This is a genomic window from Tepidiforma bonchosmolovskayae, assembly GCF_008838325.1.
Classification (GTDB): Bacteria; Chloroflexota; Dehalococcoidia; order Tepidiformales; family Tepidiformaceae; genus Tepidiforma; species Tepidiforma bonchosmolovskayae.
Genome location: NZ_CP042829.1, coordinates 1,896,792 through 1,922,961 on the forward strand (window position 1 = coordinate 1,896,792; position 26,170 = coordinate 1,922,961).

The 26,170-nt window shown below is 71.9% G+C and carries 19 protein-coding genes; 5 read left to right on the forward strand and 14 right to left on the reverse strand.

Going from position 1 to position 26,170, the window contains the following annotated elements; translation table 11 throughout:
* Positions 1-85 precede the first annotated feature (85 nt).
* Positions 86-1,657: an acyl-CoA carboxylase subunit beta gene (locus Tbon_RS09605; RefSeq protein ID WP_158067499.1), complete on the reverse strand. Its 1,572-nt coding sequence runs from the start codon at positions 1,655-1,657 to the stop codon at positions 86-88.
* A gap of 83 nt (positions 1,658-1,740) precedes the next feature.
* Here Tbon_RS09605 and Tbon_RS09610 point away from each other — a divergent pair, with 83 nt between their 5' ends.
* On the forward strand, positions 1,741-3,981 hold the full coding sequence (locus Tbon_RS09610; RefSeq protein ID WP_158067500.1) for a CaiB/BaiF CoA-transferase family protein: 2,241 nt from the start codon (positions 1,741-1,743) through the stop codon (positions 3,979-3,981).
* Positions 3,982-4,051: 70 nt separating this feature from the next.
* Here Tbon_RS09610 and Tbon_RS09615 read toward each other — a convergent pair whose 3' ends face one another.
* Both Tbon_RS09615 and Tbon_RS09620 read right to left on the reverse strand, forming a co-directional pair.
* On the reverse strand, positions 4,052-5,260 hold the full coding sequence (locus Tbon_RS09615) for a thiolase C-terminal domain-containing protein (protein ID WP_158067501.1): 1,209 nt from the start codon (positions 5,258-5,260) through the stop codon (positions 4,052-4,054).
* Positions 5,261-5,262: 2 nt separating this feature from the next.
* A complete protein-coding gene (locus Tbon_RS09620) occupies positions 5,263-5,679 on the reverse strand; it encodes a Zn-ribbon domain-containing OB-fold protein (protein ID WP_158067502.1) in 417 nt (138 codons plus the stop codon).
* Positions 5,680-5,854: 175 nt separating this feature from the next.
* Between Tbon_RS09620 and Tbon_RS09625 the strand changes: the two genes are divergently transcribed.
* Entirely contained in the window at positions 5,855-6,493 is a 639-nt protein-coding gene (locus Tbon_RS09625; RefSeq protein ID WP_158067503.1) for a carboxymuconolactone decarboxylase family protein, read from the forward strand.
* 3 nt (positions 6,494-6,496) lie between these two features.
* On the opposite strand, the gene Tbon_RS13885 is transcribed toward Tbon_RS09625, so the two are convergent.
* Positions 6,497-7,234 carry a hypothetical protein gene (locus Tbon_RS13885; RefSeq protein ID WP_192497881.1) on the reverse strand — a complete coding sequence of 246 codons (738 nt, stop codon included), beginning with the start codon at positions 7,232-7,234 and terminating at the stop codon, positions 6,497-6,499.
* Between the two features lie 63 nt (positions 7,235-7,297).
* Here Tbon_RS13885 and Tbon_RS13890 point away from each other — a divergent pair, with 63 nt between their 5' ends.
* Genes Tbon_RS13890 through Tbon_RS09640 form a run of 3 tightly spaced genes read left to right on the forward strand, consistent with a single transcriptional unit; the run spans position 7,298 to position 9,370 of the window.
* Positions 7,298-7,555 carry an FmdB family zinc ribbon protein gene (locus Tbon_RS13890; RefSeq protein WP_192497882.1) on the forward strand — a complete coding sequence of 86 codons (258 nt, stop codon included), beginning with the start codon at positions 7,298-7,300 and terminating at the stop codon, positions 7,553-7,555.
* A gap of 28 nt (positions 7,556-7,583) precedes the next feature.
* Positions 7,584-8,984: an FAD-binding oxidoreductase gene (locus Tbon_RS09635; RefSeq protein ID WP_158067504.1), complete on the forward strand. Its 1,401-nt coding sequence runs from the start codon at positions 7,584-7,586 to the stop codon at positions 8,982-8,984.
* A 14-nt stretch (positions 8,985-8,998) separates the two neighbouring features.
* Positions 8,999-9,370, forward strand: coding sequence for a hypothetical protein (locus tag Tbon_RS09640; protein ID WP_158067505.1), 372 nt, complete (start codon positions 8,999-9,001; stop codon positions 9,368-9,370).
* Here the strand turns inward: Tbon_RS09640 and Tbon_RS09645 are convergent.
* From Tbon_RS09645 to Tbon_RS09690, 10 genes are all read right to left on the reverse strand, one after another.
* Entirely contained in the window at positions 9,367-12,645 is a 3,279-nt protein-coding gene (locus Tbon_RS09645; protein WP_158067506.1) for a UvrD-helicase domain-containing protein, read from the reverse strand. The two genes, Tbon_RS09640 and Tbon_RS09645, sit on opposite strands and share 4 nt — an antisense overlap.
* The gene (locus tag Tbon_RS09650) at positions 12,642-15,788 is read right to left on the reverse strand and encodes a PD-(D/E)XK nuclease family protein (protein ID WP_158067507.1); all 3,147 of its coding nucleotides are present in this window, start codon (positions 15,786-15,788) and stop codon (positions 12,642-12,644) included. The genes Tbon_RS09645 and Tbon_RS09650 overlap by 4 nt, the downstream gene beginning before the upstream one ends.
* A 71-nt stretch (positions 15,789-15,859) precedes the next feature.
* Positions 15,860-16,903: a phosphotransferase family protein gene (locus tag Tbon_RS09655; protein ID WP_158067508.1), complete on the reverse strand. Its 1,044-nt coding sequence runs from the start codon at positions 16,901-16,903 to the stop codon at positions 15,860-15,862.
* A 78-nt stretch (positions 16,904-16,981) separates the two neighbouring features.
* Positions 16,982-18,223: an acyl-CoA dehydrogenase family protein gene (locus tag Tbon_RS09660; RefSeq protein ID WP_225734593.1), complete on the reverse strand. Its 1,242-nt coding sequence runs from the start codon at positions 18,221-18,223 to the stop codon at positions 16,982-16,984.
* A 62-nt stretch (positions 18,224-18,285) separates the two neighbouring features.
* Positions 18,286-19,188 carry a metal ABC transporter permease gene (locus Tbon_RS09665; protein WP_158067509.1) on the reverse strand — a complete coding sequence of 301 codons (903 nt, stop codon included), beginning with the start codon at positions 19,186-19,188 and terminating at the stop codon, positions 18,286-18,288.
* On the reverse strand, positions 19,185-19,880 hold the full coding sequence (locus Tbon_RS09670; protein WP_192497883.1) for a metal ABC transporter ATP-binding protein: 696 nt from the start codon (positions 19,878-19,880) through the stop codon (positions 19,185-19,187). Before Tbon_RS09670 ends, Tbon_RS09665 begins: the two co-directional genes overlap by 4 nt.
* Positions 19,881-19,969: 89 nt before the next feature.
* Positions 19,970-20,899, reverse strand: a complete 930-nt coding sequence (locus Tbon_RS09675) for a metal ABC transporter substrate-binding protein (RefSeq protein WP_158067511.1) — start codon at positions 20,897-20,899, stop codon at positions 19,970-19,972.
* 102 nt (positions 20,900-21,001) lie between these two features.
* A complete protein-coding gene (locus tag Tbon_RS09680; protein WP_158067512.1) occupies positions 21,002-23,680 on the reverse strand; it encodes an AAA family ATPase in 2,679 nt (892 codons plus the stop codon).
* Positions 23,677-24,798 (reverse strand): metallophosphoesterase family protein, encoded by a 1,122-nt coding sequence (locus Tbon_RS09685; RefSeq protein ID WP_158067513.1) that lies wholly within the window; start codon positions 24,796-24,798, stop codon positions 23,677-23,679. The genes Tbon_RS09680 and Tbon_RS09685 overlap by 4 nt, the downstream gene beginning before the upstream one ends.
* A gap of 36 nt (positions 24,799-24,834) precedes the next feature.
* On the reverse strand, positions 24,835-26,013 hold the full coding sequence (locus Tbon_RS09690) for a two-component system sensor histidine kinase NtrB (protein WP_192497884.1): 1,179 nt from the start codon (positions 26,011-26,013) through the stop codon (positions 24,835-24,837).
* Positions 26,014-26,170: the final 157 nt, after the last annotated feature.

Genomic DNA, 26,170 nt, shown 5'->3' on the forward strand with positions numbered 1-26,170 from the left:
CTCTACCCCCCAGCGTCAAGCCCTCGACACCCGGGCCGCCCCGCATCTTACAGCCCGCGCTCCTTCTGCCAGCCCTCGCCGGGTCCTACGGCCGGTGTCCCCGCAGCCGCGGCCCCAGCTGGTGCCGCTCCACCGCGTACGCCTGCTCCACCCAGTCGCACAGGATCGGCCGCGTCTCCCGCGGGTCAATCAGGTGCTCCACCCCGAAGGCGTGCGCCGTCCGCAGCGGCGACCGCACCGCGCCCAGCTTCGCCATCAGCTCCGCCCGCAGCGCATCCGGGTCCTCCGCCGCCGCGAGGTCACGCTTGTACGCCGCTTCAATCCCGCCCTCCAGCGGCAGCGACCCCCAGTCCGCGCTTGGCCACGCATACCGCAGGTTCAGGCCCGCCGTGTTCGCATGCCCCGCGCCCGCAACCCCGTACAGCCGCCGCAGGATGACCGTCACCCACGGCACCTTCGCCTGGAAGACAGCCGCAAGCGCCAGCGCGCCCTTCCGGATCGTCGCCTGCTTCTCGCCCCACGTCCCGATGACGAAGCCCGGCTGGTCGGCCAGGTTCACGCACGGCAGGTGGAACGTGTCGCACAGGTCCACGAACCGCGCCAGCTTCTCGCTCCCCTGGGCGGTCAGCCCGCCCCCATAGTGGTACGGGTCGTTCGCCAAGACCCCCACCGGGTAGCCGTCCAGGCGGGCGAAGCCCGTCACTACGCTCTGGCCCCAGCCCGCGCCGATTTCGAAGAACGAATCGCGGTCGAAGACGCTCGCGATGATCTGCCGAATCCGGTACGGCCGCCGCCGGTTCTTCGGGATCGCGCCGATCAGCCACTCGTCGCGGCGCTTCGGATCGTCGTTCGGCTCGCTCCGCGCAGGCTGCTCCCAGGCATTCTGCGGCAGGTACGAAAGAAAGCGCCGAATCTGCGCGAACGCATCCTCCTCGTTCTCGGCGAGGTTATCGACCACGCCGTTCCGCCAGTGAATCTCCCACCCGCCGAGCTCCTCCTTCGTCACCGTCTCCCCCATCCCTGCCTCCACCACCGGCGGCCCCGCCACGAACACCTGCGAGGTCCCCTTCACCATGATGCTGAAGTGCGACGTCACCACCCGCGCCGCGCCGAGCCCCGCCACGCTCCCGAGCGCCGCCGCCACAACCGGCACCTCGGAGAGGTTCGCAATCACGGTGTCCCACCCCGGGTTCGCCGGGATGTACGTATGTCCCTGCGTGCCCTGCGTCCGGACGCTGCCGCCCCCGCCGGTGCCGTCCACCAGCCGCACGATCGGCACCTTCAGCTCGTGCGCCATCCGCTCCGCGTATACCTGCTTCCCCGCGATCGCCGCATCGGCCGCGCCGCCCCGCACAGTGAAGTCGTCGCCGCCGACCACCACCCGCCGCCCGGCGATCCGCGCCATCCCCGCCACGAAGTTCGCCGGCCGGAAGCTGACAAGGTTCCCCTGCTCGTCGTACTCCGCCTTCCCGGCGAGCGTCCCGAACTCCGCGAAGCTTCCCGGGTCGACCAGCGCGGCAATCCGCTCCCGCACCGTCAGCTTGCCGCCCGCGTGCTGCCGCGCGATGTTCTCAGGCCCGCCCATCCCGTAGGCAAGCTGCTCCCTCCGCCGGATCTCGTCGACCTCCGGCTGCCACGTCTCGTTCGGCTGGGTCATCCCGTACCCCCTGTCCTGTGCGTTCCTGCAGTGCACCGGATTCTACCCGCGCCGCCGCGCCGGCTGCGCTATCATCCCGCGTCATGGACCTTCTCGCAGACCTGCGCGTCCGCGTCATCGCCCATTCGCCGGCCGCGGCGTACGCCGGGTGGCTCCTCCGCCAGTTCGGCGCCGCGGTCGACATGCGCGCCGCGCTCGACCCCGAGGGCCTCGGCGCCTTCCTCGCCGAGGGCGCCGCGTTCGACCCGGCACCGGACATCCCGGACGCGCCCGGGCCGCTGCTCATCACCGACGCCCCCGTCTCCGATGCCGCCGTCGCCCGCCTGCGCGACATCGCCCGCGAATCGGCTGTCGTCTGGATTACCCCCTTCGGCCTCGGCACCGCGTGGGAGCGCGCTCCCTCCACCTCCCTGACCCACTACGCCGCCGGCGGCTGGATGTGCCACGTCGGCGACCCCGCCCGAGAACCCCTCGCCCCGCCCGGCGTGCAGGACCTCTTCATCGCCGGCCTCTGGGCCGCCCTCGCCGCCCTCGGCTGGGGAACCCGCGGTCCCGGCCTCCTCGAGGTGCCGATCGTCGCCGGCCTCGCCGCCACGATGATTTACGACGCCGTCGCCTTCCAGTACTTCGGCCGCCTACGGGGCCGCGTCGGCGAGCGCTACGCCCCGACCCAGCCCACTATCGTTACCCTCCCCTGCGCCGATGGGTACATCGGCATCCACGCCGCGCTCCACGGCATGTGGGTCGAACTCGCCAGGCTCTGCGGCCACCCCGAGCTCGTCGACGACCCCCGCTTCGCCTCCCCCGCCGACCGCGCTGCAAACATCCGCGAACTCGACGCGTATCTCCTGCCCTGGCTCGCCCGCCGCAGCCGCTGGGAGCTCTACCACCTCCTCCAGTCGCACCGCATCTGCGCCTCCGCCATCCCCACCATCGACGAAGTGCTCGCCTCCCCGCAGCTCGCCGCCCGCGGCGCCTGGCACACCGTCCGCACCCCGTCCAGCCGCGAGTACCGCGTCCCGGGTCCGCCTGCGCGGGTCATCGCCGCGGCCGGCCCCGCACCGGACCCCGATCCCGCCGACCCGGGCCCCTGGCGGCCCGGCGCCCTCCGCGTCGTCGACCTCTCGATGGGCTGGGCCGGCCCGCTCGTCGGCCATGTCCTCGCCGCCCTCGGCGCCGACGTCATCAAGATCGAGAGCCACACCCACTTCGACTGGTGGCGCGGCTCCCGTCCGCCCGGCGACGACCCCGGGCTCGCCCTCCACGAACGCTCCCACGTCTTCAATGCCGTCAACCGCGGCAAGCGAGGCATCACCCTCAACCTCGCCAGTCCCGCAGGCCGCGACGTCGCCCTCCGCCTCATCGAGGGCGCTGACATCCTCATCGAAAACTTCGCCGCCGGTGTCATCGAGCGGCTCGGCCTCGGCTGGGCCTCCGTCAGCGCCCGGAATCCGCGCCTGGTCATGCTCCGCCAGCCCGCCTTCGGCTCCACCGGCCCCGAAGCCGGCTACCTCGGCTTCGGCAACACCATCGAAGGCATGTCCGGCCTCACCAGCCTCGTCGGCTACGAAGACGGCCCGCCCACGATGCTCGCCAACGCCTGCGGCGACCCCGTTTCCGGCCTCATCGGCTCCATCGCGGTCCTCTCCGCGCTCCGCGCCCGCGAACGCGACGGGCGAGGCCGCCTCCTCGAATGCGCACAGCTCGAAGGCTTCCTGCCGCTCGTCTCCGAAGCCCTCATCCACTACCAGCGCACCGGCGAACTCCCCCGCCGTCGCGGCAACCGCCGCCCGGGCAGCGTCCCGTCGGGCGTCTATCCTGCCGCTGGCGACGACCGATGGGTCGCCGTCGAAGTCGAGACCGGCGCGCAGTGGTCCGCCCTCGCGGACCTGCTCGGCGAACCCTGGGCCGCGAGCCCCCAACTCGCCGACGTCGCCGTCCGGGAGGCCCGCCGGGCAGACATCGATGCCGCGCTCGCCCGCTGGACCGCCGCACGCGACGCCGAGGCCGCCGCAGCACTCCTCCTTGAGCGCGGCATCCCTGCCGCTCCCGTCCACACCGAAGCCGACGTCCTCGTGTTCGAGCCCCTCGTCGCCGCGGGCTTCTGGGTCGGCGAGGAGCGCGAACCCGTCGGCTTCCACCTCTATCCGGCGCTCGCCATCCGCGCTGACGGCGAACACGTGACCGCCCACGGCCCCGCGCCCCTGCTCGGCCAGCACACCGCCGAAGTTCTCCGGGGCCTCGGCCTCACCGAGAACGAACTCCGAGAACTCGAGGCGGCCGGCGTCACCGGCACCACGCCGACCGAGCGCGCCCGCGCCTGAACGACTTCCCACGACGAGGCCGGGGCCGGCCCTCCGGACCGGCCCCGGTGCACAGTGCCCGGTGCGAGGCTCAGTCGGCCACGAGAATCAGCGTCCCCGTCGTCGAAAGGCTCCCGCCCGTGCCGTTGACGATGCACGAGCGCGCATTCACCTGCTTCCCGGGCAGGCCGGTCACGCCGTCCTCCGCGGTCCGCGAGAGCTGCCGGTACGCCTCGACCAGCAGCTGCATCCCGTACATCCCCGAGTGGTTGAACGAGAGCCCCCCGCCATTGGTGTTGATCGGGAACTTCCCGCCCGGCGCCGCATGGCCGTCCTTCCAGAGCCGGAAGCCTTCGCCCCGCGGTGCCAGTCCCAGCATCTCGGCGGTTATCCCGGCGGTGATCGTGAATGAGTCGTAGATCATCGCCATCTCCATGTCCTCCGGCCCCATGCCCGCCATCCTGTAGGCCGCCGCAGCCGAAGCCGCCGCAGACGTCGCTGTGAAATCCTCCATCTCGAGCATGTTCGAATGCCCCATGCTCTCGCCGGCCCCGGCAATCCACACCGGCTTCGTCTTCACGCTCCGGGCAATCTCCGGGCTCGCGACCAGCACCGCTCCGCCGTAGTCCGTCACCAGGCAGCAGTGCAGCAGCGTCAGCGGCCAGGCCACCACCCGCGAGTTCTGCACGTCCTCCACCGTAATCGGCCCGCCGCCCGGGTTCGTCTCCTTCGAGAACATGATCGCCCGCGGGTTCAGCAGGGCCCACTGCCGCGTTACCACCGCAATGTGCGCGAAGTCCTCGGGCGTCGAACCGAACCGGTAGTTGTGCCGGGTCATCGCATGCGCGTAGTTCGAGGGCGCGCCTGCCACACCGTAAATCGCCTGGAACTGCTGCCCCGGGTCCCACGGGTCCGGCGCGCCCCGCGGCCGCCCGGTCCCCCGGCCGCCGGTCGCCCGCGCCGACCACCCGTTCTCGCCGTGGCTGATGAGCGCCACGTCGATAATCCCCGCATGGATCGCCGCCAGCGCATGGTGCACGTGCATCTCGAACGAGCACCCGCCCACCGATGTCGTATCGATGTACTTCGGATGGAGACCGAGGTGCTCCGCCAGCTGCGACGACCAGCCGGCGCTGAACACGCCGTCAATCCGCGAAATCGGGATGCCCGTCTGCTCGCTGACGTTCTTGATCGCCTCGATGTGCAGCTGCATCGCCGTCTTGGGCGTTGCGGGGTAGCCGATCTCGTTCGCCTCTGCCGCCCCGATGATGGCGGCCGCTCGGGAAAGCTCTCCGGGCATCCTTACTCCTCCACCACGCGCCAGAACGGGATGCTCACCTCGTCGCTGGCCTGTTCGAATTCCACGCGCACCTTCGCGCCGATCCGGATGGTCTCCGGCTTCGCCGGGTCGACCCCGCGCAGGACGGTGAACATCCGGTCCCCCTCGTGGAGGTCGATGTAGGCCGTCACGAACGGCACCTCATCCGCCCAGCCGCCGAAGGCCCGGTGCTGGACCGCGAACGTGTGGATGCGCCCCTCGCCCTTCGCCTCGATCCACTCCAGCTCCCGCGAGTGGCAGAACGGGCAGAGCAGCCTCGGGTACCAGTGCACCCGGTTGCAGGTCGTGCAGCGGGGCAGCATCAGCTTCCCCGCTTTCGCCCCCTCCCAGAACACGCGGTTCACGGGGTCGGGCTCGGGTATCGGCTTCGTATAGGCCATCGGTCGAGCGAACCTCTCCTTCGTTTCCGGGCGCGGCACAGCCCGCGCCCGCAGCAGTGCAGCGCCGAACCTACGGAGCCGCCTCCGCCCGGTCAACTATCCGGACGGCCAGCAAGGACTCCTCCGCCCAATCCGCTACAGTACGTCCCGAACATCCCACCCGGAGCTCCCGCCCATGCCGCGCCTTCGCCAGGTGCCCCGCGCCGAAGCCTCGCCCGAAGCCCTCAAAGCCTATGACCGCCTCTTCGGCGACCGCGACCCCGTAGTCGAGCCCGGCACCGCCACCGGCACCCCCGGCAACTGGTGGACCGTCTTCGCCCTCGTCCCCGATGTCCTCGTCCATGCCCAGGACGGATTCGCCCTCCTCAACAGCCGCCGCCGCACGCTGACGCCCTACCAGCGCGAACTCGCGCTCGTCCGCACCGGCTTCGCCGCCGGCAGCCAGTTCGTCTTCTCCCAGCACTGCAAGGCCGCCCGCGCCGCCGGCGTGCCCGAAGAAAAAATCGCCGCCATCCCCGCCTGGGGCGTCAGCCCCGTCTTCGACGCCGCCGACCGCGCCATTCTTGCCTACACCGACGACCTCGTCCTCCAGGACGGCCGCGTCCAGGACGCGACCTTCGCCGCCCTCCGCGAAGTCCTGTCTGATGAAGCAATCCTCGAGCTGACGTACGCGGTCGCCACGTACCGGATGCACGCGACCATCTGCCGCGCCCTCCGCCTCGAGTACGACGACGTCGACGAGCGCATCGTCGAGGTCCCGGCCCCCGGCCAGGGCGGCGCCGCCTTCGATGTCATGGGCCAGATCCAGCGCTGACGCCTACTCGGCTGCCCCGCCCGCCGCGATGTGCGCCTGCCAGTAGTGGTTGCACTTCGCGACCACCGTAATGACGCTCTTCACCTCGTTCTTCAGCCGGAACGAGGGATGCGCCGGCACCAGCAGCCGCTCCTCGTCGCACTTCGCATCCACGTTCTCGAGGATGATCGAAGCCGCCATCCAGGCCGCCATCTTCTTCGAATGGCAGGTCACCGCCAGCCAGCCCGGCTCCGCAGCGGGCTCCGAGTACAGCCCCGTCGTCTCGTAAATCCCCCGCCGGATCTCCGCGATGGCATCGAACTCCGGGTTCGCCGGCACCTCCAGCGGGTTCTCGACCGCGTGCAGCGCATCCGCCTCGCCCCGGTGCGGCGGCCCGCCGTAGAGCGCGAGTTCACAGAACCCCTGCCACATCGCGCCCCAGTCCGGCCGGCCGTCTTCCCGGTACACGAACGGCGCCGAGCTCATGCTCGCCGCCTTCGAGGTCGGCGGTGCAACGAACCGGATATCCCACCCTCCGGCGTCCCCGGAAAGCCGGTCCAGCGTCGACTCCAGCGTCCGCGACCCGCTCGCCGCCAGCGCGACCGGCGCCCCGGTGAACCCCGAAAACGACCGGCACAGCTCCTCGACGTCGACCACCAGGTCCGCCGGGAATCCTTCATGCACCAGCACCGCGAGCGTCGGCCGCCCGGCCGCGCTCACCACGTCGTTCTCTGCTGTCGGTACGGAACCTTCCTCCTGCATGGCCCCTATTCTGCAAGAGGTAGCAGGTGCAGTAAATTGCAGCTATCCAGTCCGGAGGCACCCATGCCCCTCTACGACTACCACTGCGAAAGCTGCGGCCTCGACTTCGAGGTCTCCCGCAGCATCAAGGAGGCCGATATCCCCGCCGATTGCCCGATGTGCAACGTCCCGGCGAAGCGCGTCTTCACCCCGCCGATGATGACCTTCACCCGCGGGGCGGCCTGTGAATCCCTCGCCAACCCCGCGCCGCCCTCCGGCGGGGCCCGCTGGTCTCACCACGGCCACAGCCACGGACCCGGCACCCGGCCGCACTCCCACTGAACCTGCCCCGGCGCGGTAGACTCCGCCCGTGGACCCCGACCTCCGCCGCCGCCTGGAAGCTGTCGTTGGGCCCGCCCACGTCATCGACGACCCTGATACCCGCGCCTCCTACGAAACCGACTGGACTCGCCGCTTCTCCGGGACGGCCGCCTTCGTCGTCCGGCCCGCCTCCGCCGGGGAGGTCGCCGGCGTCCTCCGAATCTGCCGAACCGCCGGCATCGCCGTGGTGCCGCAGGGCGGCAACACCGGACTCGTCGGCGGCAGCGTCCCGCGCGCCGGCGAAGCGGTCCTCAGCCTCCGCCGCCTCGACGCCATCGAGGACTTCGACGAGGTCGCCGGCGAAGTCACCGTCGGCGCTGGCGTCACCCTCGAACGCCTCCAGCAGCACGTCCGCGCGGCCGGCTGGGACGTCGGCGTCGACCTCGCCTCCCGGGCCAGCGCCACCATCGGTGGCATGGTCGCCACCAACGCCGGCGGCGTCCGCGTCATCCGCTTCGGCCCAATGCGCCACCAGCTCATCGGCATCGAAGCCGTCCTCGCCGATGGTGCCATCCTCCGCCGCCTGCCCGGCCTGCTGAAGGACAACACCGGCTACGACCTCCCCGGCCTCCTCGCGGGCAGCGAAGGCACCCTCGCCGTCATCACCCGCGTCCGCCTCCGGCTCGTCCCGCTCCGGCCCGCCCGCGCCGTGGCCCTCCTCGGCCTCCCCGCGCTCGATGCCGCCCTCCGGGTCGTCCGCGCCGTCCGCCGGGCGGCCGCAAACCTCGAAGCCGCGGAGGTGTTTTTCCCCGAGGGCCTCGACCTCGTCCTCCGCCACGCACGCCTCGCCCCGCCCTTCCCGCGGCCCCACCCCTGCTACCTCCTCCTCGAATGCGCCGGGCCCGCCGACCCCGCTCCCGCGCTCGCCGCCGCGCTTGAACCCCTCGCCGACCCCGCGGCAACCCTGCTCGCCGTCGACCGCGCCGACCGCGACCGCCTCTGGGCCTACCGCGAACGCCACACCGAGGCGATCTCCGCTGAGGGCATCCCCCACAAGCTCGACGTCACTCTCCCCGCCGACCGACTCGCCGAATTCGAGTCCGCCGTGCGCGCCCGCCTTGCCGCGCTCCGCCCGGCTGCCCGCCCCATCCTCTTCGGCCACGCCGGCGACGGCAACCTCCACGTCAACATCCTCGGACTCGACACGGACGACGACGCCGCGGACGGCGCTGTCCTCGAACTCGTCGCCTCGCTGGGCGGCTCCATCAGCGCCGAACACGGCATCGGCATCGCCAAGAAGCCATGGCTCAGCCTCACCCGCTCCCCTGCCGATATTTCCGCCATGCTGGCCATCAAACGGGCGTTCGACCCCGGCGCGATCCTCAACCCCGGCGTCATCTTCGACCCCGAACCCGTCGCCGTGCCGCCGCCCGCGCCGGACCTGCCCTGAGGAGTGGTGGCGCCGTGCCGTACCAGATGTTCGACCACGGCCCCTTCGTCGAGTTCCGCCTCCTCGGCGTCGTGCGCGGCGTCGACCTTCCTGGCGACGACTGGTACCGCCGCATCGTGCAGTCCGGGCGCCTCCTGCTCGACGCTTCGGACGTGGAGCACGTCGCCGCCGATCTCCTGTGGCTCGCCGGCTTTGCCCGCTCCGTCCAGTCCCGCGGGCCGTTCGTCACCGCCGTCGTCGCGCCCTCGCCCCTCGTCTTCGGCACCTTCCGCCAGGCGCTGGCCTACCGCGGTGAACTCCCGCATCCCGCCCCGGTCGAGTTCTTCACGCGCCGCGAGCCCGCCATCGCCTGGCTCCTCGAGCAGGTGCCCCCAAAGGGCGGCTAAGGCCCCCGCCCGAGCACCTCGGCCGCGCGGCTGCGCGCCTCCTGCATCGCCGCCGCCAGGTCGGCGACGGCGCGCTCCTCCCGCGGCTCCGTGAACACGAACACCACCGATGCCACCCGCCGCCCTGTCGCCTCCTCCGCGGCTGCCGCATACGCCCCGCCCTGCAGCCGGTAGACCGGCATCACCCGGTGGATCTCCTCGGCGCCCCGCAGTCCATCGGTCTTGTAATCGACGATCACCAGCCCGTCCGGCCCCTCGTACAGCAGGTCGATGAACCCCTCCACAACAGCCCCATCCAGGTCGGCGCCGACGTACACCTCGCGCCAGTACCTTCCGCTGGCGACCGCCGCCTGCACCGCCCGCGACGCGAGGGCGTGCCGCGCCAGCCGCGCCACCTCCTCCCACCGGTCGCCGATCCCCTCGGCCTCTGCCTGTGCCCGCGCGGCCTCCTCCAGCCCGTTCCCCGTCGCGAGGTCGATGCCCTGCAGCACCGCATGGACCGCCCGCCCGAGCGATGTGCCGGCCCGGCCCTTCCGCCACGGCTCCTCGGGTCCCGCCAGCTCGTCGGCCGGCTCTTCCGGTACATCCGCCAGCCCCTCGTGCGCGATGGTCGTCGCCGCCACCACCGGCGCCCGCCCCGCCTTCGCCGCCAGCGCCGCCCGGGCTGCCATCCAGGCGGCCCGCTCCGGCACCGGCGGGGCGCCCAACGAAACACCATCTGCCGTCGGCGCTGCCGGCAGCGTGCCGGCGCTCGCTTCGAAACGCTCCCACGTCTCCGGCGACGCCCCCTCGAGCGCGCGCTCCACCCGCGCCGCCATCGACTTCCCGGTGCGCTCCGCTGCGCGATACAGCGAAACGGCGAGCGCGTGCTCCGCCCGCGTCGCAGCCACGTAGAACAGCCGCGCCTGCTCCGCGGCTTCCTGCGCATCTTCTTCGGCCTCGACCGCCGCAAACCGCGCTGTCGCGAACATCCGCTCCCGGCTCCCGCACCGCACCTCCGGCGGCAGCCCCCTCCCCTCCGGCGGCCACCAGACCCGCGCATCGTCGTTGCTCCTGCCTTCGGTCCCCAGCCCCATCACGAACACCACCGGGAACTCCAGTCCCTTCGCCGCGTGGATGGTCATCACCCGCACGGCATCGTCGTCCGGCTCGGGCGCGATCGCCTCGTTCACCCGCACGCCCTCCTCCCGCTGTTGGTCCAGCCACGCGATAAACTGCCGCAACGTCGCCACCGAGCCGCGCACCGTCAATGCCCGCGCCTGCTCCGCGATGATCCGGTACCGGCGCCATGCCTCCCGCGGGCGGAGGTCGCCGAGCGCCGCCAGCAGCAGGTGGCACTCCCCCAGCAGCTGTTCGATAAGCCCCGCCGGCGTCATGGTCCACCGCTCCCGGTGCCACGCCGCCAGCCGGGCCAGCGCCGCCCGCACCCGCTCCGGGCTGCCGTCCGGGACCGCCGCCTCGTAGTTCCATTTCCCGCCGGCCGCGGCGTGCTCCGCGAGCTCCGCATCCGTGCAGGCGAACAGCGGCGACCGCAGCGCCGCCACCAGCGCCACCTGGTCCGTCGGGTCGTCGATCGCTGTCAGAACGTTCGCCAGGTCGCGTACCTCCTCCGCTGCGTACATCAGCGACTGGCTCTCGATCCGGAACGGGACGCCCCGGTCCGCCAGCGCCCGCTCCAGCGCCGGCAGCCCCGTCCGCCGCGGCAGCAGGATGCAGATGTCCTCGAACCGCGTCCCGCCCTCGCGCCCGGCCCAGTTCTCGGCCCGCGCCCGCAGCACGCCCAGCGCAACATCGGCAGCCTCCCGCTCCCGTACCTCCTCCGCCTTCGCCCCATCCACTGGCCCGCCCAGGACCCGCACCGGCTCGCCCTCCGGCGCGTCCGGCCGCGCCTCAAGCGGCGTCCAGGTCGCCTGCCCATCGCCACTGTCGCCGAACAGCAGCCCGCACACGCCGTTCACCCACTCGACGATCCGCCGCGCCGAGCGGAAGTTCGTCGTCAGGTGCGCCGCCTCCGACCCGAACGCCCCCTTCGCCGCAAGGAAGATGCGGATGTCTGCCCGCCGGAACCGGTAGATCGATTGCTTCGGGTCGCCCACGAAAAAGAGCCGGCCCTGCTCCACCTCCGTCTCCTGCCACGCGGCCAGCGTCGTTGGCTCGCCCGCGATGAGCGCCGCCAGCTCCACCTGGAGCGGGTCCGTGTCCTGGAACTCGTCGATTAGCAGGAACGGATACCGCTCGTGCACCGCCCGCCGGGCTGCAGGGTCGGTCCGCAGCAGGTCGACCGCCAGCACCAGCAGGTCATGGAAGGTCAGACGGCCGCTCCGCCGCCGCTCCTCCGCGTACGCCAGCGCGAACGCCTGCACCGCCGGCAGCAGGTTCCCCAGCGCCCAAGCCCGGACCTGCCTCACCCAGGCCTCGTACTCCTCCTTCACCGGGCCCAGCGGCTTTCCCCTGCCGAGGGTCCCGTTAATCGATGGCCCCCGCGCAACCAGCGTCACCAGCTCGACCAGTCGCCGCGCCCGCTCCTCGCCGTCGCGAGAGGTCCTGAACGCCCGGTAGGCGTCCTCCAGCCGATCGGCGAACTCAGTCACCACCGCGAAGTGCCGAGCGAACGCGTCCGTTTGCCCCTCCGGGTCCACCTCATCCAGCAGCGCGCGCAGGGGCGGCTCCCATTCCGGCTCCGCGGGACGCTCGAACGTTACCTCCCGCAGCCGGTCCCAGTCTGCCGCGAACTTCCGCGCCAGCGTCCGCAGGTGCCGCGGCTGCAGCCCGAGCGCGTAGCCGACCGTCACCGCCTGCGCCGTCCCGTCCCCCCGCTCAATCTCGTCGAGGAAACGGCGCACCTGCTCCCGCGTCTCCAGCTCCTCCTCCGTCTCGTCGAGCACGTCGAACTCCGGCGGCAGCCCGGCCTGGACCGGGTGCGCCGCCAGCAGCTTCCGCGCAAACGCATGGATCGTCTGGAACGCCGCGCCGTCGATCCCCGCCGCCGCCTCCCGGCAGCGCGCTCGCGCCGCCTCCGTCAGCTGCGCATACTCGCCGTCCCCGGCCGCCGCCCGCTCCAGCTGCTGGCGCACCCGGTCCGTCAGTTCGGCGGCGGCCTTCTCGGTGAACGTAATCGCGGCAATCTGGTCGATCCGCGCCCCGTCGGCAACGAGCGCAACGATCCGCCCTACCAGCGCCGTCGTCTTCCCCGTGCCGGCGCCCGCCTCCACGAACATCGTCCTCTGCGTCTCGCGGAGAATCCGCTCCCTCGCCTCCCGGTCCTTCAGTGTCATTCGGCATCCTCCCCGGCGTCCGGCTGGCCCTCCCGGAGCACCACAGCGACGAAACGCTCCAGCCGCGGGTCCTGTTTCCACCGCTCCCACAGCCGCTCGCGGTCGCTCCCCGGGCACACCCGGTCGAATGGGCAGAAGCCGCAGTTGCGCCACCGGTCGAAGCTGGGCGGGCCCGAAACCGCCGGGTACAGCCCCTGCTCCCGCAGCGCGAGGGCCTCACCGACCACCCGCCGGAACTCCTCCTCCGTATCGGCATCGAGTGTCACCTCGCGCCGCTCGAACTTCCCCTCCTCCGAGATGAACCAGTACAGCGCCCGCGTCGGGACACTCCCGCCCTGCCCTGCCGCCAGCGCGTAAATCGGCAGCTGCAGCAGCCACCCCCCATCTTTCTTCGCCAGCCGGCTGCCATCCGCGCCCCTGAAGCTGTCCGCCCTGCCCGTCTTGTAGTCGATGACCACCAGGCCCCCATCCGCCCGGACGTCGACCCGGTCAGCCTTCCCCCGGAACGCAATCCGCCGGCCCGGCCCAACCTCGAACTCGACCGTCCTCCCGCTCCTGCCCCCGAACGCCAGCTCGGCATCCCGGATCGCGGTGCCCTCCTGCGCCCGCCACGTCCCGTCCTCCTCGAGGAAGCGCACGAGGTCCTGCCGGACGCGCTCCTTCGTCGCCGCCCAGCTTGCCGGGCGCCCGGTCACCCCGCGCCGCTCGTACTCCGCAAACGCCCGGTCCGCCAGCTCGAACAGCAGCGCACGCTCCTCCTCCGTCCACGCGTCCCGGATGGTCTCTTCCCCGCGCAGCTGCTTCACCTCCAGCACGAACCGTTCCAGCACCTCGTGAACCAGCGACCCCCGCGTCGAAGGCTCAATCGTGTCCAGCTCCTCCGGCCGCTCCGCCTCCCTGACCCGCAGTTCGTGGCCGAGGAAAAACCGGAACGGGCAGCTCGTCAGCGCCTCCAGCGCGCTCGCCGAGAACTCGATCCCCGCCTCCAGCCCCCTCCCGATCGCCTCCCCCGTCCACGGACCAATCCGCGGCGACCCGCCCGCCGCCGACATGCGCGAACGCTCCGCCCGCGCCGTGATGCCGTCCTGCACGCCCAGGTCGACCAGCAGCCGATGCCGCCACGGCTCCCCCGTCGCCCGCGACACCTCCGCGAGGTCCCGCTCGTGAACGTCCGCGAACCTGTCGCCCGCCTTCACCCACGCCGTGAACGAGTCCACCACCGTCAGCCAGTCCGGCCGCGCCGCCGGCTCCCGCACCCACCGCTCGAGGTCGCGCCCGTACACCGGCCCGCCGTTGAGCACGCCCGCCGCTTCGAGGAACCACCGCGACGGCTGCGCCGGCCGCTGGTCCCGCAGCGAGACCCGCGGTGCCGTCACCACGCAATTTTCCGCACTCGCAGCGACGGCCAGGTACGCCCGCCGGACCTCCACCAGCCGCTCCGCCGCCGAAGGGACCGCGCCGTCCAGCTCCCGCCGCAGCCGCTCCGGCAGCAGCGGGTCGTCGGAGGGCTGCGGCGGGAAGACCCGCTCCGCCATCCCGAGCACGAACACGTGGTTGAAGGCCATGCCGGCCGCCTCGTCGACCGTCCCCGTGTACACCCCCTCGCCCAGCTTGCCGTGCCGGCCTGCCGGCGCATCGAGCGCCTCTCGGAGCGTCGCTTCGAAGACCGCCAGCCCGACCCGGCTGGTCGCGTCGCCGGCTGTCGCCCCGGAGAGCCCTTCGAGCACCCGGACCACCTCGTCGTAGGCCGCCAGCTCCGCCTCGGCCAGTCCCCCGCCGTCGCCCTCGCTGAAGCGCGCCAGCCACGACCGCGGGAGCCACTCCGCGAGCGCTGCAGCCGCTGTGCGGGCCCACTCCGCCACCGCCCGCTCCGCGCGGCCGTCGAACCTGCGGGCTGCGCCGGCAACGAACTCGGCCATCCGCCCTGCTTCCGCTGCACCCTCGTCCCGCCACGCCTCGAGCCCCGGCGAATCGGCAGCGCGCGCCCCCCGTTCGGCCCGCACAACCTCCCTGGCCCGCTGCCACTGGTCGAGCCCCCGGACCACACCCGCCTCCCGCGAGAGCAGGTCCCACGCGTGCCCCGGCACCTCCTCGCCCTGCACCACCAGCGGCGCCGAGGTCAGCCAGTCCGCGACCGCATCCCGCCGCCACTCGCTCCGCGCCGCCCGCAGTGCCCCGAGCACCGTCCGCCCTGCCAGCGACTCCCCGAGCGTCCGCAGCCCGGGGCCGTTGTGCGGCGTGCCGCTCGCCTCCAGCCGGTCGTGCACGAGGCCCGCGTACTGTTCCGCATTCCCGTACAGGATCGCCATCCGGTGCAGCGGCACCCCGGCCTCGGCCAGCCGCCAAACCTCGCGGGTCGCAAACCGGACCTCCTCCTCGGGGTCAGGCAGGCTCGCGAGCCGGCCCGGCAGCCGCAGCGCCGGCTGCCCTGCCGGGAGGCCGGCCCCGAGCAGCCGGCACCACGCCTCTGCCTGCCCGTCGACCTCGCGGTCGCCCGTCAGCCCAAGGATGACCGTCGCCCCGGCCGCCCCCGCGAGCTCCGCCGCTGCCCGCGTCATCCGGTCCGGCAGGTAGAAGATGACCGTCCCGGCCTCCCGCACCGCCGGGTCGCCCTCCCGGAACGCCGCCGCAGCCTCGACCACCAGGTCGTGGTCGTCGTACAGGTCCGGCGTCGCCCGCCGCGCCGCGAGCACCACCTGCACCGCCTCCGCGACCAGCGGCTCCGGGTGCGCCGCAAGCCGGTCCACCACCTCCGCCGAGGCACCCTTCAGGTCCGAAGCAAGCGCGGCCAGCCGCCGCAGCGTCGCCGGGTGATGCGCCAGCTCCCCGAGCCGGCCCCCGGACGCCGCAGCCGCAGCACGGAGGTGCTCCAGCCAGAGCCAGCGCGTCCGCGGCCGCATCCCCCGGGCCTGCAGCCGCGGCGCTGCCGCCAGCTCCGCCAGCCGCTCCGCCACCAGGAACCGCACGTTCGCCAGCGGCCGCTCGCGCGCCAGCCAGCGCCGCACGTCCAGCCCCACCAGGTTCGAGGGCACCACCACGGTCACCGGAGCAAGCGGGTCGCCGCCCCGCCCCTGTGCGATCACCCGCGCGAGCACCACCCGCGCCTTGCCGTACTCCGTCCCGATGACCTGCACCGCTGACATCGCGCCCTCCAGCCTGGATGCCCGGCCATGCTACCGCCCCCGCGCGACAGATCCTGTCGCCTGCGGGCCGCTCAGCCCCCAAGCATCCGCAGGGCGTACTCCATGTTCGACTGCATCGAAGGGGCGATCTCCTCCCAGTGCGGGTCGTGCCGCTTGCCGCGGCGGTGCAGCATCAGGTTGAACCCCGTGATGATGCCGAACTTGTACGCCGCCAGCGCCTTGAACCAGCGGATGTCGCCCGGCCGCCCGCCCATCGCCTCCCAGTACCACGCCTCCAGCTCGTCGGCGTGCGGCATCCTGCTTGCCCGGTCGTGCGCCCACGCCGAGGGGTCGCTGAACACGCACACCCAGCCGAGGTCGTTCAGCGTTGGGCCGACCCCGCACAGCTCCCAGTCGATGACCGCCAGCAGCTCCCCCTCCGGCGAATACAGCAGATTCGACCACTGGAAATCGCCGTGGTACAGCCCGATCGGCGCCTCGTGCGGGATGTTCCGCAGCAGCAGCTCCTTCACCCGCGGCTGCAGCGCCAAAAGCTCCGGCTCGGCCGCCCGCTCGTAAAACCGGTCCCAGCGTGTCACGTCGAACTCGTATCCCCAGAACTCCCCGAGGTAGCCGAGCCGCTCGCGCGGAACCCGGTGAATCCCCGCCAGCGCCGTCATCGCCTGCCGCGCCATCTCCCGCAGCTGCGCATCGCTGAACCGCTCCGGGTAGTCGTCCTTCAGCGTGTCGCCCGGGAGCCGCGGCTGCACGAAGTACGGCAGCCCGAACCAGTCTGGCTCGGTCCCCGCCCAGAGGATCGGCGCATGCGGCACGCCCGTCCCCTCCAGCGCCCGCACGGCTGTCACCTGCCGCATCAGGTCGGCCGTCCCCTCCAGCTTCACCCCCGGCGGCGGAAGCCGGAGAAAGTACTCCCGCCGCTCCCCGCTCGACATCACAGCGTCGAAAAAATACGAGAACCCCGCGTGCCCGGGTCCCTTCCGCACGTTCTCGACCCGCGCGCCCGGGTCACCCAGCTTCTCGCGCACGAACGGCACCAGCCGCGCCTGCAGTTCATCGAGCTCCATCGTCCCTGTCCCCAGCCTGGTTCGGTCGCCGGCAGCCGGCGTCGGAAGCATGGCGATTTCCCGCCCGGCGCGCAACGAAACGCCGGGGCCTGCACCGCAGACCCCGGCGCCGCGATGCTGCGTTCCGCGTTACTGCAGGCCGAAGTCCCAGCCGTTGCCGGCCTTGAAGCTCTGCAGGATCCGCCGCGCGACCACCATCCGGTGCACCTCATCCGGACCGTCGTAAATCCGCGCCGCCCGGGCGTTCCGGTACATCGACTCGAGCGGCGTATCGCCCGAGACGCCCAGCGCCCCGTGCACCTGGATCGCCCGGTCGATCACGTTGTGCAGGATCTGCGCCCCGAAGAACTTGATCGCCGAGATCTCCACCCGGGCCTCGTCGCCCTGGTCGATCTTCTTCGCTGCTGAAAGGGTCAGCGCCCGCGCCGCCTGGATCTCCACATAGCTGTCCGCGATCCAGTTCTGCACGGTTTGCTTCTCCGAAAGCGTCGAGCCGAACACCTCGCGCTTCAGCGAGTACTCGCACATCAGCTCGAACGCCCGCTGCATCTGCCCCAGCCAGCGCATGCAGTGGTGGATGCGCCCCGGCCCGAGCCGCTTCTGCGCAATCCGGAATCCGCTCCCCGGCTCGCCCAGCGTGTTCGTAATCGGCACCCGCACGTTCGTGTACCGGATTTCGCAGTGCGAACCCTCCGTCTCGCCCATCACCGGCACCGGCCGCACGATCTCGAATCCCGGCGTGTCCGTCGGCACCACAATCTGCGTAAACCGCCGGTGCGGCGGCTGGTCCAGCTCCGTCGCGCACATCACAATCGCGAACGTGGCGCCCTCGGCCTGGCTCGTGAACCACTTGTGGCCATTGATCACCCACTCGTCGCCGTCGCGCACCGCCGTCGTCCGCAGCCCCGTCGGGTCCGCCCCCGAAACTTCCGGCTCCGTCATCGAGTAGCACGACCAGATCTCGCCGGCCACGAGCGGCCTCATGTACTTCTCCTGCAGCTCCTTCGAACCGAACTGCCAGAGAATCTCCGCGTTCCCCGAATCCGGCGCCTGCGAACCGAACGCAATCGGCGCGTACGGGCTCCGCCCCAGGATCTCGTTCATGTACACGTACGGCATGAACCCGATGCCCATGCCGCCCGCCGCCGCCGGCAGATGGGGCGCCCACATGCCGAGCGACTTCGTGATCGCCTGCAGCTCTTTCATCTTCTCGCGGCCGGCCGCCGATTGCCGCGGGTGGTTCGCGTGGAAGAACGGCTCGTTCGGATAGATGTGCTCCGCCATGAAGGCCTTCACCTTCTCGCGGAGCTCCATGATTTCGGCGTCGGTCAGAACCCGGTCGCCGGCGTGCGGGTGCTCGGCTGTCGTCATATCGAACCCATCCTCAGGTCGCGGTATTGCCCCCGAACTCTACCGCGCTCCCGCCCGCTCCGCTACCGCCCGTGCACGTGGTGCTCCTCGCCTGCCGCGTGGTAGTGGTGCGCGTGGTGCATCCCGCGCCGCCGGTGCAGCCATGCCGCCACCAGCCCATGATTTGGCGCAAACACCAGCGAAACAAGGAACAGGCCGGTCGCCGTCAGCACAATCGTCGCACCCGCGGCCGTGCCGGCATGGTACGAAAGGTACAGCCCGCCCACCCCTGATACCGCCGCCAGCAGCACGCTCAACCAGATCATCCGCAGCAGCCGGTCCGTCAGCAGCCGCGCCGCGGCTGGCGGGGTCACCACCAGCGCCAGCACGAGGATGTTCCCCACCGTCTGCAGGCTCACCACAATCGTCGCCGCCACCAGCAGGAGCAGGAGCAGGTCGAGCGCAAACACCGGGTAGCCCAGCGTCCGCGCCATCACCGGGTCGAAGGCCGCCAGCGTCAGCTCCTTCATCAGCACCACCATCACGGCCGCCACCACGGCTGCAATCACCGCGGTCACCAGCACGTCCTGCGACGACACGCCGAGGATGTTCCCGAAGAGCAGCGACCCGAGGTCGCGCCGGAAGCCGCCCTGCCGGCTCAGGATGACCACCCCGAGCGCGAAGAACGCCGCGAAAATCACGCCGATCGCCGAGTCCTCGCTCACCCGCCGGCTCCGCGCCAGCACCCCGATGCCCAGCGCGGTCAGCGTCCCGAACCCGAACGCCCCGACGAGGATGCTCTGCCCCGCGAGGTAGCTCAGCACCACCCCAGGGAAGACCGCATGCGCCAGCGCGTCTCCAATAAACGCCAGCCCGCGCAGCACCACGAAACAGCCCACCAGCCCGCACAGCGCCCCGATTATCAGTACCTCGAGCAGCGCCCGCTGCATAAACCCGTACTGGAGCGGCTCGGTCAGCCAGCTCATGGCAGCCGCTCGAACACGGGAACCTGCTCGAATACCGCAACCTGCCCGCCGAACGCCGCCCGCAGGTGCTGCGGCGTAAACGTCTCCGGCGTTGGCCCGAATGCCACCATCCGCCGGTTCAGCAGCAGCACGTGCGTCGTTGTCGCGCGCACCTCGTCGAGGTCGTGTGTCGCGAACAGCACCGTCACCCCGCTCCGCGCAAACGCACGGATCTGCTCGTGGAACACCGCCCGGTTCTGCACATCGACCCCCGTGAACGGCTCATCCAGCAGCACCAGCTCCGGCTCCTGCACCATCGCCCGGGCGAGGAAAATCCGCTGCTGCTGCCCCCCCGAGAACTGGCTGATGTGCCGGTGTCCCAGCCCGCCCAGTCCGAGCGCTTCGAGCGCCGCTTCCGCCGCTGCCCGGTCCGCCCGGCCCGGCCAGCGGAACCACCCGAGCTTCCGGTACCGACCCATCAGCACCACGTCCAGCGCCGTGACCGGGAACTCCCAGTTCACCTCCTCGCGCTGCGGCACGTAGGCAACCCGCCCCGCCAGCTCCCGCAGCGGCCGCTCGCCGAAACGGATCTCGCCGTCCCGCAGCGGAAGCGACCCGGCGATCGCCTTCAGCAGCGTCGACTTCCCGCTCCCGTTCGGCCCGATCAGCCCGACGACCGACCCCGGAGGGATCACCGCGTCGACGTCGCACACCGCGAGGTTCTGGCCGTACGCAACCGCGACGCCCTCGAGGACGAGCGTCCGATTGGCCGCGGCCGTGCTGCCTGCCTGCCCCTCGCCGACTATTTCAGCGCCTCCGCAATCAGCCGGGCGTTGTGCAGCAGCATCCCGTCAATCGTGTCGGCGCCGCTGCCTGCCGGCCCCAGCGAGTCAGCATACACCCCGGTCACGACCCGTACCCCGGTGTCCTTCGCCAGCTGTTCAGCGACCTTCGGGTCAATCTCCGCCTCGGCGAGGACTGCCTTCACGCCCTCGCTCCGGATGAGGTCCGTGAGCTTCGCGAGGTCCTGCGCCGACGGCTGCGCCTCCTTCGCCGTCCCCGGGATGATCGCCCCGATAATCTCAAGCTGGTACCGCCTCGCGAAGTAGTTCAGCGATTCGTGGTTGGTCACCACTTTCCGTTGCGCCGGCGGAATCGGGGCGAACAGCGCCATGATCTCCCGGTCCACGTCGTCAAGCTTCTTCGCATACGCCTCCGCATTCGCCCGGTAGGTCGCCGCGTTGACGTCATCGACATCCGCCAGCGCCTCAGCGATGTTCTTCGCCATCACCTTCACGTTCTCGGGGTCGTGCCAGACGTGCGGGTCGCCCTCTCCGTGGTCGTGCCCGTGGTCATCGTGCGCCTCACCCTCGATCGGCTCGATGCCCTCGGTCGCGACCACGACCCTGGCCTTCGTCCCCGAGTTCTTCACCACGTCGTCGAGCCAGTCATCCAGGCCGATGCCGTTCTTCAGCACCAGGTCCGCCTGCCTGATCGTTCGCGAATCCTGCGGCGACGGCTCGTAATCGTGCGCGTCCGCTCCTGCCGCCAGGAGCACCGTCAGCTGTACCCGGTCCCCGGCCACCTCCCGGACGAGCGCGCCGATCTGCGTCGTCGTGGCCACCACCCGCACCCCGTCGCCGCCGGCATCATCGCCGCCGCACGCGGCTCCCAACACGGCAGCAGCGGCCGCCGCACACGCGACGAGCGCCGCGGTAATGTTCCTGCGCATCCCCGCCTCCTCTGAGAGTTCGTATCAACAGCTTACGATACGCAGTCTCAGAGATGCGGGCAACCGGCTGCGCGTCCTCCCGCAACGGCCGGCTGCCGCCGGCTAGATCGGCAGCTCCGGCTGACTCCCCCGCCCGGGGTCGACGGTACCCTCGGTGCGCCCGCCCGCAATCCGCACGACCTCCGCCGGCTGCGCCGCAGCGAACCGCCCCGGCTGGCAGGTCAGCACCACCACCTGCACCTCCTGCGCGAGCCCCGCCAGCACCCTCGCCATCTCCTCAAGCCGCTGCTCGTCGCTCCACCCGAGCGCATCGTCGAGGAAGAACGGCACCCCGTCCCGGGCTGCGGCTGCCGCGCACGCTGCCCGGTGCAGCACCGCCAGCTGCTCCCGCGCGCCAATGCTGAGCTGCTCCACCTCGAGCCACCTCCCGTTCAGCCGCCGCCGCTTCGGAGCCAGCTCCGCGTCCAGCTCGACCGCAAAATCCTCGCCGAAGACCCGCCGCCCGAGCTCGGCCATCCGCTCCGCCAGCAGCGGGCCGTACATCCGCTGCGCCGCCTCCCGGTGCTTTTCGAGCGTGCGGAAGAGCAGCCGCGCCGCCGCCGCCTTCCGCTCCAGCCGCTCCGCCCGCTCCGTCGCCGCCGCGAGCCGGTTCCGGGCCTCGTCGAGCCGGGCCTGCAGTGGGCCCTCGCCTGCGTGCTTCAGCGCGCCGCGCGCCTCGTCAACCTCCCGTTCCGCCTCCCGCAGCCGCCGCTCCGCCGTGTCGCGTTCCGAAACAACCCGTTTGAGTTCTGGCGCGGGGTCGCCATGCGCTGCCAGCCGTTCGCGTACCTCGTCAAGCTTGCGCTGAGCCAGCGCCGCCTTGCCGCGCGCCGCCGCCAGCTCCTGGTCCAGCTGTGCCGTCGGCCGTTCGCGCTCGGCCCGTTCCGCCTCCGACCGCAGCTGCTCCAGGAGACCCCGGCTCCGTTCAACCCGCGTTACGATCTCCCGCACTGCCGCATCCGCCCTGCGCAGCGCCTCCTCGGCCTCCCGCGCTGCCCGCTCCGCCGCCTCGGCGGCCGCCCGCGCCTCCTGCATCTCGGCGTCGCCTGTTTCCTTCGCGCGCCGGGCTTCCTCGATGGTCGCCGGCAGCGTCCGCCCCGCATGCGCCGCCCGGTACGCCGCGATGCGTCCCCTCGTCCGCTGCAGCCGCCCCTCCAGGTCCTCGCGGTTCGGGAGGTCCATCAGCTGCTGGCGGATGGTCCGCTCCGCCTGCTCCACCTCCTGCCTCGCCGCCAGCCGCCGCCGCTCCAGCTCCCGCGCCTCCTCGGCCGTCGCCGCGCCGCCGTCGGCAAGCAGCCGCTCCAGCTCCTCCCGCCGCTCCCGCAGCCGCCCCTCCAGCAGCCCCTGGCTCTGCGACGGCCGCACCACCACCGCGAACCCGCCGGGCAGGTCGATCCGCCGCTCCTCGGTCACCTCGACCTTCAGCAGCCCCCGCTCGAGCGGCCGCTCCTCGCCGTCCACCACCACCCGCGCCCCCGCGGGCCCCTCCACCTCCACCTGTACGACGACCGCCCGCAGCTGGGCCTCCGTCCGCTGCACCTGCTGTTCCGCCTCCTCGACCCGCTTGAGCAGCTCCGGCGTTACCCTGCACCGGGCCAGAAACGCCCGCGCCGCCTCTCGCCGCTCCTCCGCCTCGCCAATCGCCTGCAGCCGCCGCTCCATCTGCGCTGCCTGGAGCAGCTCCTGCGCGTAATTCAAGTCGTCTGCCAGCGTCTTCGCCCGTGTACTCGCCGTCTCGAACTGTTTCCCGGCCGCATTGGCTGCCTCCCGCTTCGCTCGCGCCTCGGCCTCCAGCACCCCAAGCTCCTCCCGCCGGTCCGCGAACTCCCGTTCCAGCGCCTCCAGCTCCTGCGCGAGCCGCTCCACCTCCCGCCCCCGTTCGGCCCGCCGCTGTACCTCCTCGCCGAGCTGTCGCAACTGCGCCTCCGCAGCCTCCAGCTCCTTCCGGGCGAGTTCTTCTGCGTGCTCGGCCTCCCGCCGCGCTTCCAGCGCTGCCTCCAGTTCGCGCTGCCGCGCCTCCAGCCCCTCGACCGCCTCACGCAGGGCCGCAATCTCCGGCTCCAGCTGCCGAACCCGCTCCGCCTGCGCCTCCAGCGCCCGGACCTCGCCCTCCAGCTGCGCGACCTGCTGCTGTGCCTCTTCCAGCTCTTTCCGTGCCGTCGCGAACTCGCCCGTCGGCTGCTCCCGCTTCTCCGTGTAGTAGCGTGCAAACTCCTGCTTCGCCCGCTCGAACAGCCCCTCGCCCGCCGGGTCGGGCCCCGCCGCGGCGTCGAGCGCCTTGAGCAGCTGCTGGCTCTTCGAGAGTGCGCCGGGCGCCGCGAGGCTCTCGCCCTGCAGCACCCGCAGCGACTTGAACAGCGCCTCGTCGACCCCCTCCTCGAGCAGCCTGCGCGCCCGGTCGTGCGCCTCGCGCCCGCTGTAGACCGCCTCGCTGCCGCCTGAGACCTCCAGCTCCGTCACGCCCCGCCGGCTGAACACCTTCCGGTAGCGGCACCATGCCCTGCCGATGCTGAACTCCAGCTCCACCTCAGGGTCGGCGTCCCGCCCCACCGGCCGCACCCGCCGCACCTGCTCCGCGCCTGACTCCGCCGGGAATTCGAACAGCAGCCCGATCGCCTCGACGATGCTGCTCTTCCCCGCCTCGTTCGGCCCCTCGATGACGAGCAGCCGCCCCTCGGGAAAGTCGACCCGCGCCTCCGAAATCCCCCGGAAGTTCCGCACCGTCACCCGGTGGTACCTCATCCCGACCCCCTCGCCAGCCGGTAGAGCAGCACCAGCGCCTCGCCCCCGATAGCCGCCTCCTCCCCGTCCCCGCTCGCCAGCGCGTCGAGCTCCTCCGCCGCTGCCGCCGCATACCCGGTCAGGCCCAGCGATGCGATGCCTTCGCCGTCCGCACGGACCACGAACGCGCTGTACCGCTCCCACGGCTCGATGGCCGCGAACGATTCCTTCAGCTCCTCGATGGCCTGCTCCACCTCCCCCAGCAGCTCCGGCCCGCCCGTGCCGCGAATCCGCAGCCGCAGGACCGTCCGTCTCCGTTCCGGCAGCCGGTCCAGCTCCGCCACCGCCGCCCGCAGCTCCTCGCTGCTCGAAATCTCCAGCGCCCGCTCGACGAACCGCCACCGCCCGACCTGCACCGCCCGCACCGCGCACCCGCCCGGGTCGAGGTCCACCACCAGCGCCTTCCCCGGGTCCAGCTCGTCATAATCCGTCGGTTCCGGCGTCCCCGAGTACCATGCCCTGCCGCCGCACCCGATATCCGTCGTCGAGTGGCGGTCCCCCAGGGCGACGTACCCAATCCCGTGCTCCCGAAGCGCCGCCTCGACCCACGTCCGCTCCAGCGTGACCGCAGCCTCCGGCCCGCGCTCCACCTGCCCGTGCAGGACCAGCACCCGGGTCCCCTCGCGCGCGGCCAGCGCTGCCGCCGCGGCGGCCACCTCCCCGCCGCCGGGCGCCTGCTTGCTCCGCCACGGCACCCCCGCCAGCCACGTCCCGGGCGCTGCCTCAACTGGCTGCGGCCCCAGCACGTGCACGTTGCCCGGCTTCCGCTTCTGGAACCGCTCCGATTCGTACACCGACCCCGGCGCAAGCGGGTCGTGGTTCCCCGGCAGCAGGTAGAACGGCACCCCCGCATCCCGCATCGCGTCGAGCGCCCGCGTGACGACATCCGCCCCGACGAGGTTCGTCTCGAACACGTCCCCGGCCACCACGACGAATGCCGCGCCCTCATCGCGCGCGATCCGCCCGATGGTCTCAATCGCCTCGATCCGCGCCGCCCCGAACGTCGCCTGCGCCTCGCCCGCGAGGAAATGCCGGGTCATCCCCAGCTGCCAGTCCGAGCTGTGGAGAAACCGCACCACGCGCGGATCCTGGCAGAACAGACGTTCGCCCGCAACTCAGGGCGCCGGCGCTCCCTGCTCCGCCGCCGGCAGCAGCACCCGGAAGGTCGTGCCCTCTCCGGGCTCGCTCTCGACGGAGACCGCCCCGCCGTGCGCCTCCGCCACCCCCAGCACCGCCGCCAGCCCGAGCCCCCGCCCCTGGAACTTCGTGCTGAAGAACGGCTCGAAGATCCGCTCGCGGGTCGCCGCGTCCATCCCCCTCCCGGTGTCAGACACTTCAATCAGCGCGTATGTGCCCGGCTGCAGGGCGCCGCACCCAATGCAGATGCCCTTGCAGATGCCCTTGAGGCACCTGGTGAGCTCCTCGAGCGTCACCGCACGCAGCGCGGGCCGGACCACCATCGTGCCGCCGCACCCCTCCATCGCCTCCGCCGCGTTGATGATCAGGTTCATCAGCACCTGCCGCACGGCCACCGGGTCGGCCATCACCATGACCGGCGAGTCCGGCAGCTCGGCACGGGCGGTCACCCCGGCCCCGATAGTCCCCCGCAGCATCTGGAGCGTCTCCCGGGCCGCTGCCGCCAGGTCGACCGGCTCGCAGGTCAGCTCGCCTCCGCGGGCAAACCGCAGCATCTGCTGGACCATCGCCGCGCCCCGCCGCCCCGCCTCCCGGATGTCCTCCAGCGCCTCCCGCAGCAGCGAGTCCTCCCCGGAAAGCTGGAGTGCAACCTCTGCGTTGCCGGTGACCGCTGCAAGGATGTTGTTGAGATCGTGCGCGAGCCCGGCCGAGAGCACCCGCAGGCTTTCCAGCCGCTCGCCGCGTGCCAGCGCAGCCTGCATCCGCAACTGGTCCGTCACGTCCCGCACAATGCACGCGACCTGCCGCTCCCCGCCGGCCTCGACCGGGATGAGCGCAATTTCCGCCATGAACTCCTCGCCGTTCGCCCGCACAGCCGGGACCGGCGCCCGCTCCTGCATGCCCCGCGGGCTCACCGCCGTCGCGAAGAACTCCGCCATGACGGCCGCGTGCTGCTTCCGCAGCCGCCACGGCACGAGCTCCTGCACGCTCCGGCCGCGAGCCTCCCCGGCCGTCAGCCCGAAGATCTGCTCCGCCGCCGGGTTCAGCGCCAGGATCCGCCCGTCCCCGCCGACCAGCACCACGCCGTCTGGCGCCCCGGCAACAACAGCTTCCTGCCAGCTGGCGGTCGACTTCCCAACGTGGACATAGTGCGCCATCGCAATGCCCTCCCCGTGACCGCCAGCATGATAGGTCCGCAACGTGACCATAAATGCGGGACTTCCCCGACACCCGCGTATTTCAAATTCTTCCGTGCGCTTCCGCGAAATCCCTTCGGCAGCGGGCCCCGCCCGGGGGAGAATTTGTTGCGCTTTG

Excerpts from the sequence above, each read along its gene's own strand:
- Tbon_RS09605 (WP_158067499.1), bottom strand. The coding sequence starts at position 1,657 with ATGACCCAGCCGAACGAGACGTGGCAGCCGGAGGTCGACGAGATCCGG.
- Tbon_RS09610 (WP_158067500.1), top strand. The coding sequence starts at position 1,741 with ATGGACCTTCTCGCAGACCTGCGCGTCCGCGTCATCGCCCATTCGCCG.
- Tbon_RS09615 (WP_158067501.1), bottom strand. The coding sequence starts at position 5,260 with ATGCCCGGAGAGCTTTCCCGAGCGGCCGCCATCATCGGGGCGGCAGAG.
- Tbon_RS09620 (WP_158067502.1), bottom strand. The coding sequence starts at position 5,679 with ATGGCCTATACGAAGCCGATACCCGAGCCCGACCCCGTGAACCGCGTG.
- Tbon_RS09625 (WP_158067503.1), top strand. The coding sequence starts at position 5,855 with ATGCCGCGCCTTCGCCAGGTGCCCCGCGCCGAAGCCTCGCCCGAAGCC.
- Tbon_RS13885 (WP_192497881.1), bottom strand. The coding sequence starts at position 7,234 with ATGCAGGAGGAAGGTTCCGTACCGACAGCAGAGAACGACGTGGTGAGC.
- Tbon_RS13890 (WP_192497882.1), top strand. The coding sequence starts at position 7,298 with ATGCCCCTCTACGACTACCACTGCGAAAGCTGCGGCCTCGACTTCGAG.
- Tbon_RS09645 (WP_158067506.1), bottom strand. The coding sequence starts at position 12,645 with ATGACACTGAAGGACCGGGAGGCGAGGGAGCGGATTCTCCGCGAGACG.
- Tbon_RS09650 (WP_158067507.1), bottom strand. The coding sequence starts at position 15,788 with ATGTCAGCGGTGCAGGTCATCGGGACGGAGTACGGCAAGGCGCGGGTG.
- Tbon_RS09655 (WP_158067508.1), bottom strand. The coding sequence starts at position 16,903 with ATGCTTCCGACGCCGGCTGCCGGCGACCGAACCAGGCTGGGGACAGGG.
- Tbon_RS09660 (WP_225734593.1), bottom strand. The coding sequence starts at position 18,223 with ATGACGACAGCCGAGCACCCGCACGCCGGCGACCGGGTTCTGACCGAC.
- Tbon_RS09665 (WP_158067509.1), bottom strand. The coding sequence starts at position 19,188 with ATGAGCTGGCTGACCGAGCCGCTCCAGTACGGGTTTATGCAGCGGGCG.
- Tbon_RS09675 (WP_158067511.1), bottom strand. The coding sequence starts at position 20,899 with ATGCGCAGGAACATTACCGCGGCGCTCGTCGCGTGTGCGGCGGCCGCT.
- Tbon_RS09680 (WP_158067512.1), bottom strand. The coding sequence starts at position 23,680 with ATGAGGTACCACCGGGTGACGGTGCGGAACTTCCGGGGGATTTCGGAG.
- Tbon_RS09690 (WP_192497884.1), bottom strand. The coding sequence starts at position 26,013 with ATGGCGCACTATGTCCACGTTGGGAAGTCGACCGCCAGCTGGCAGGAA.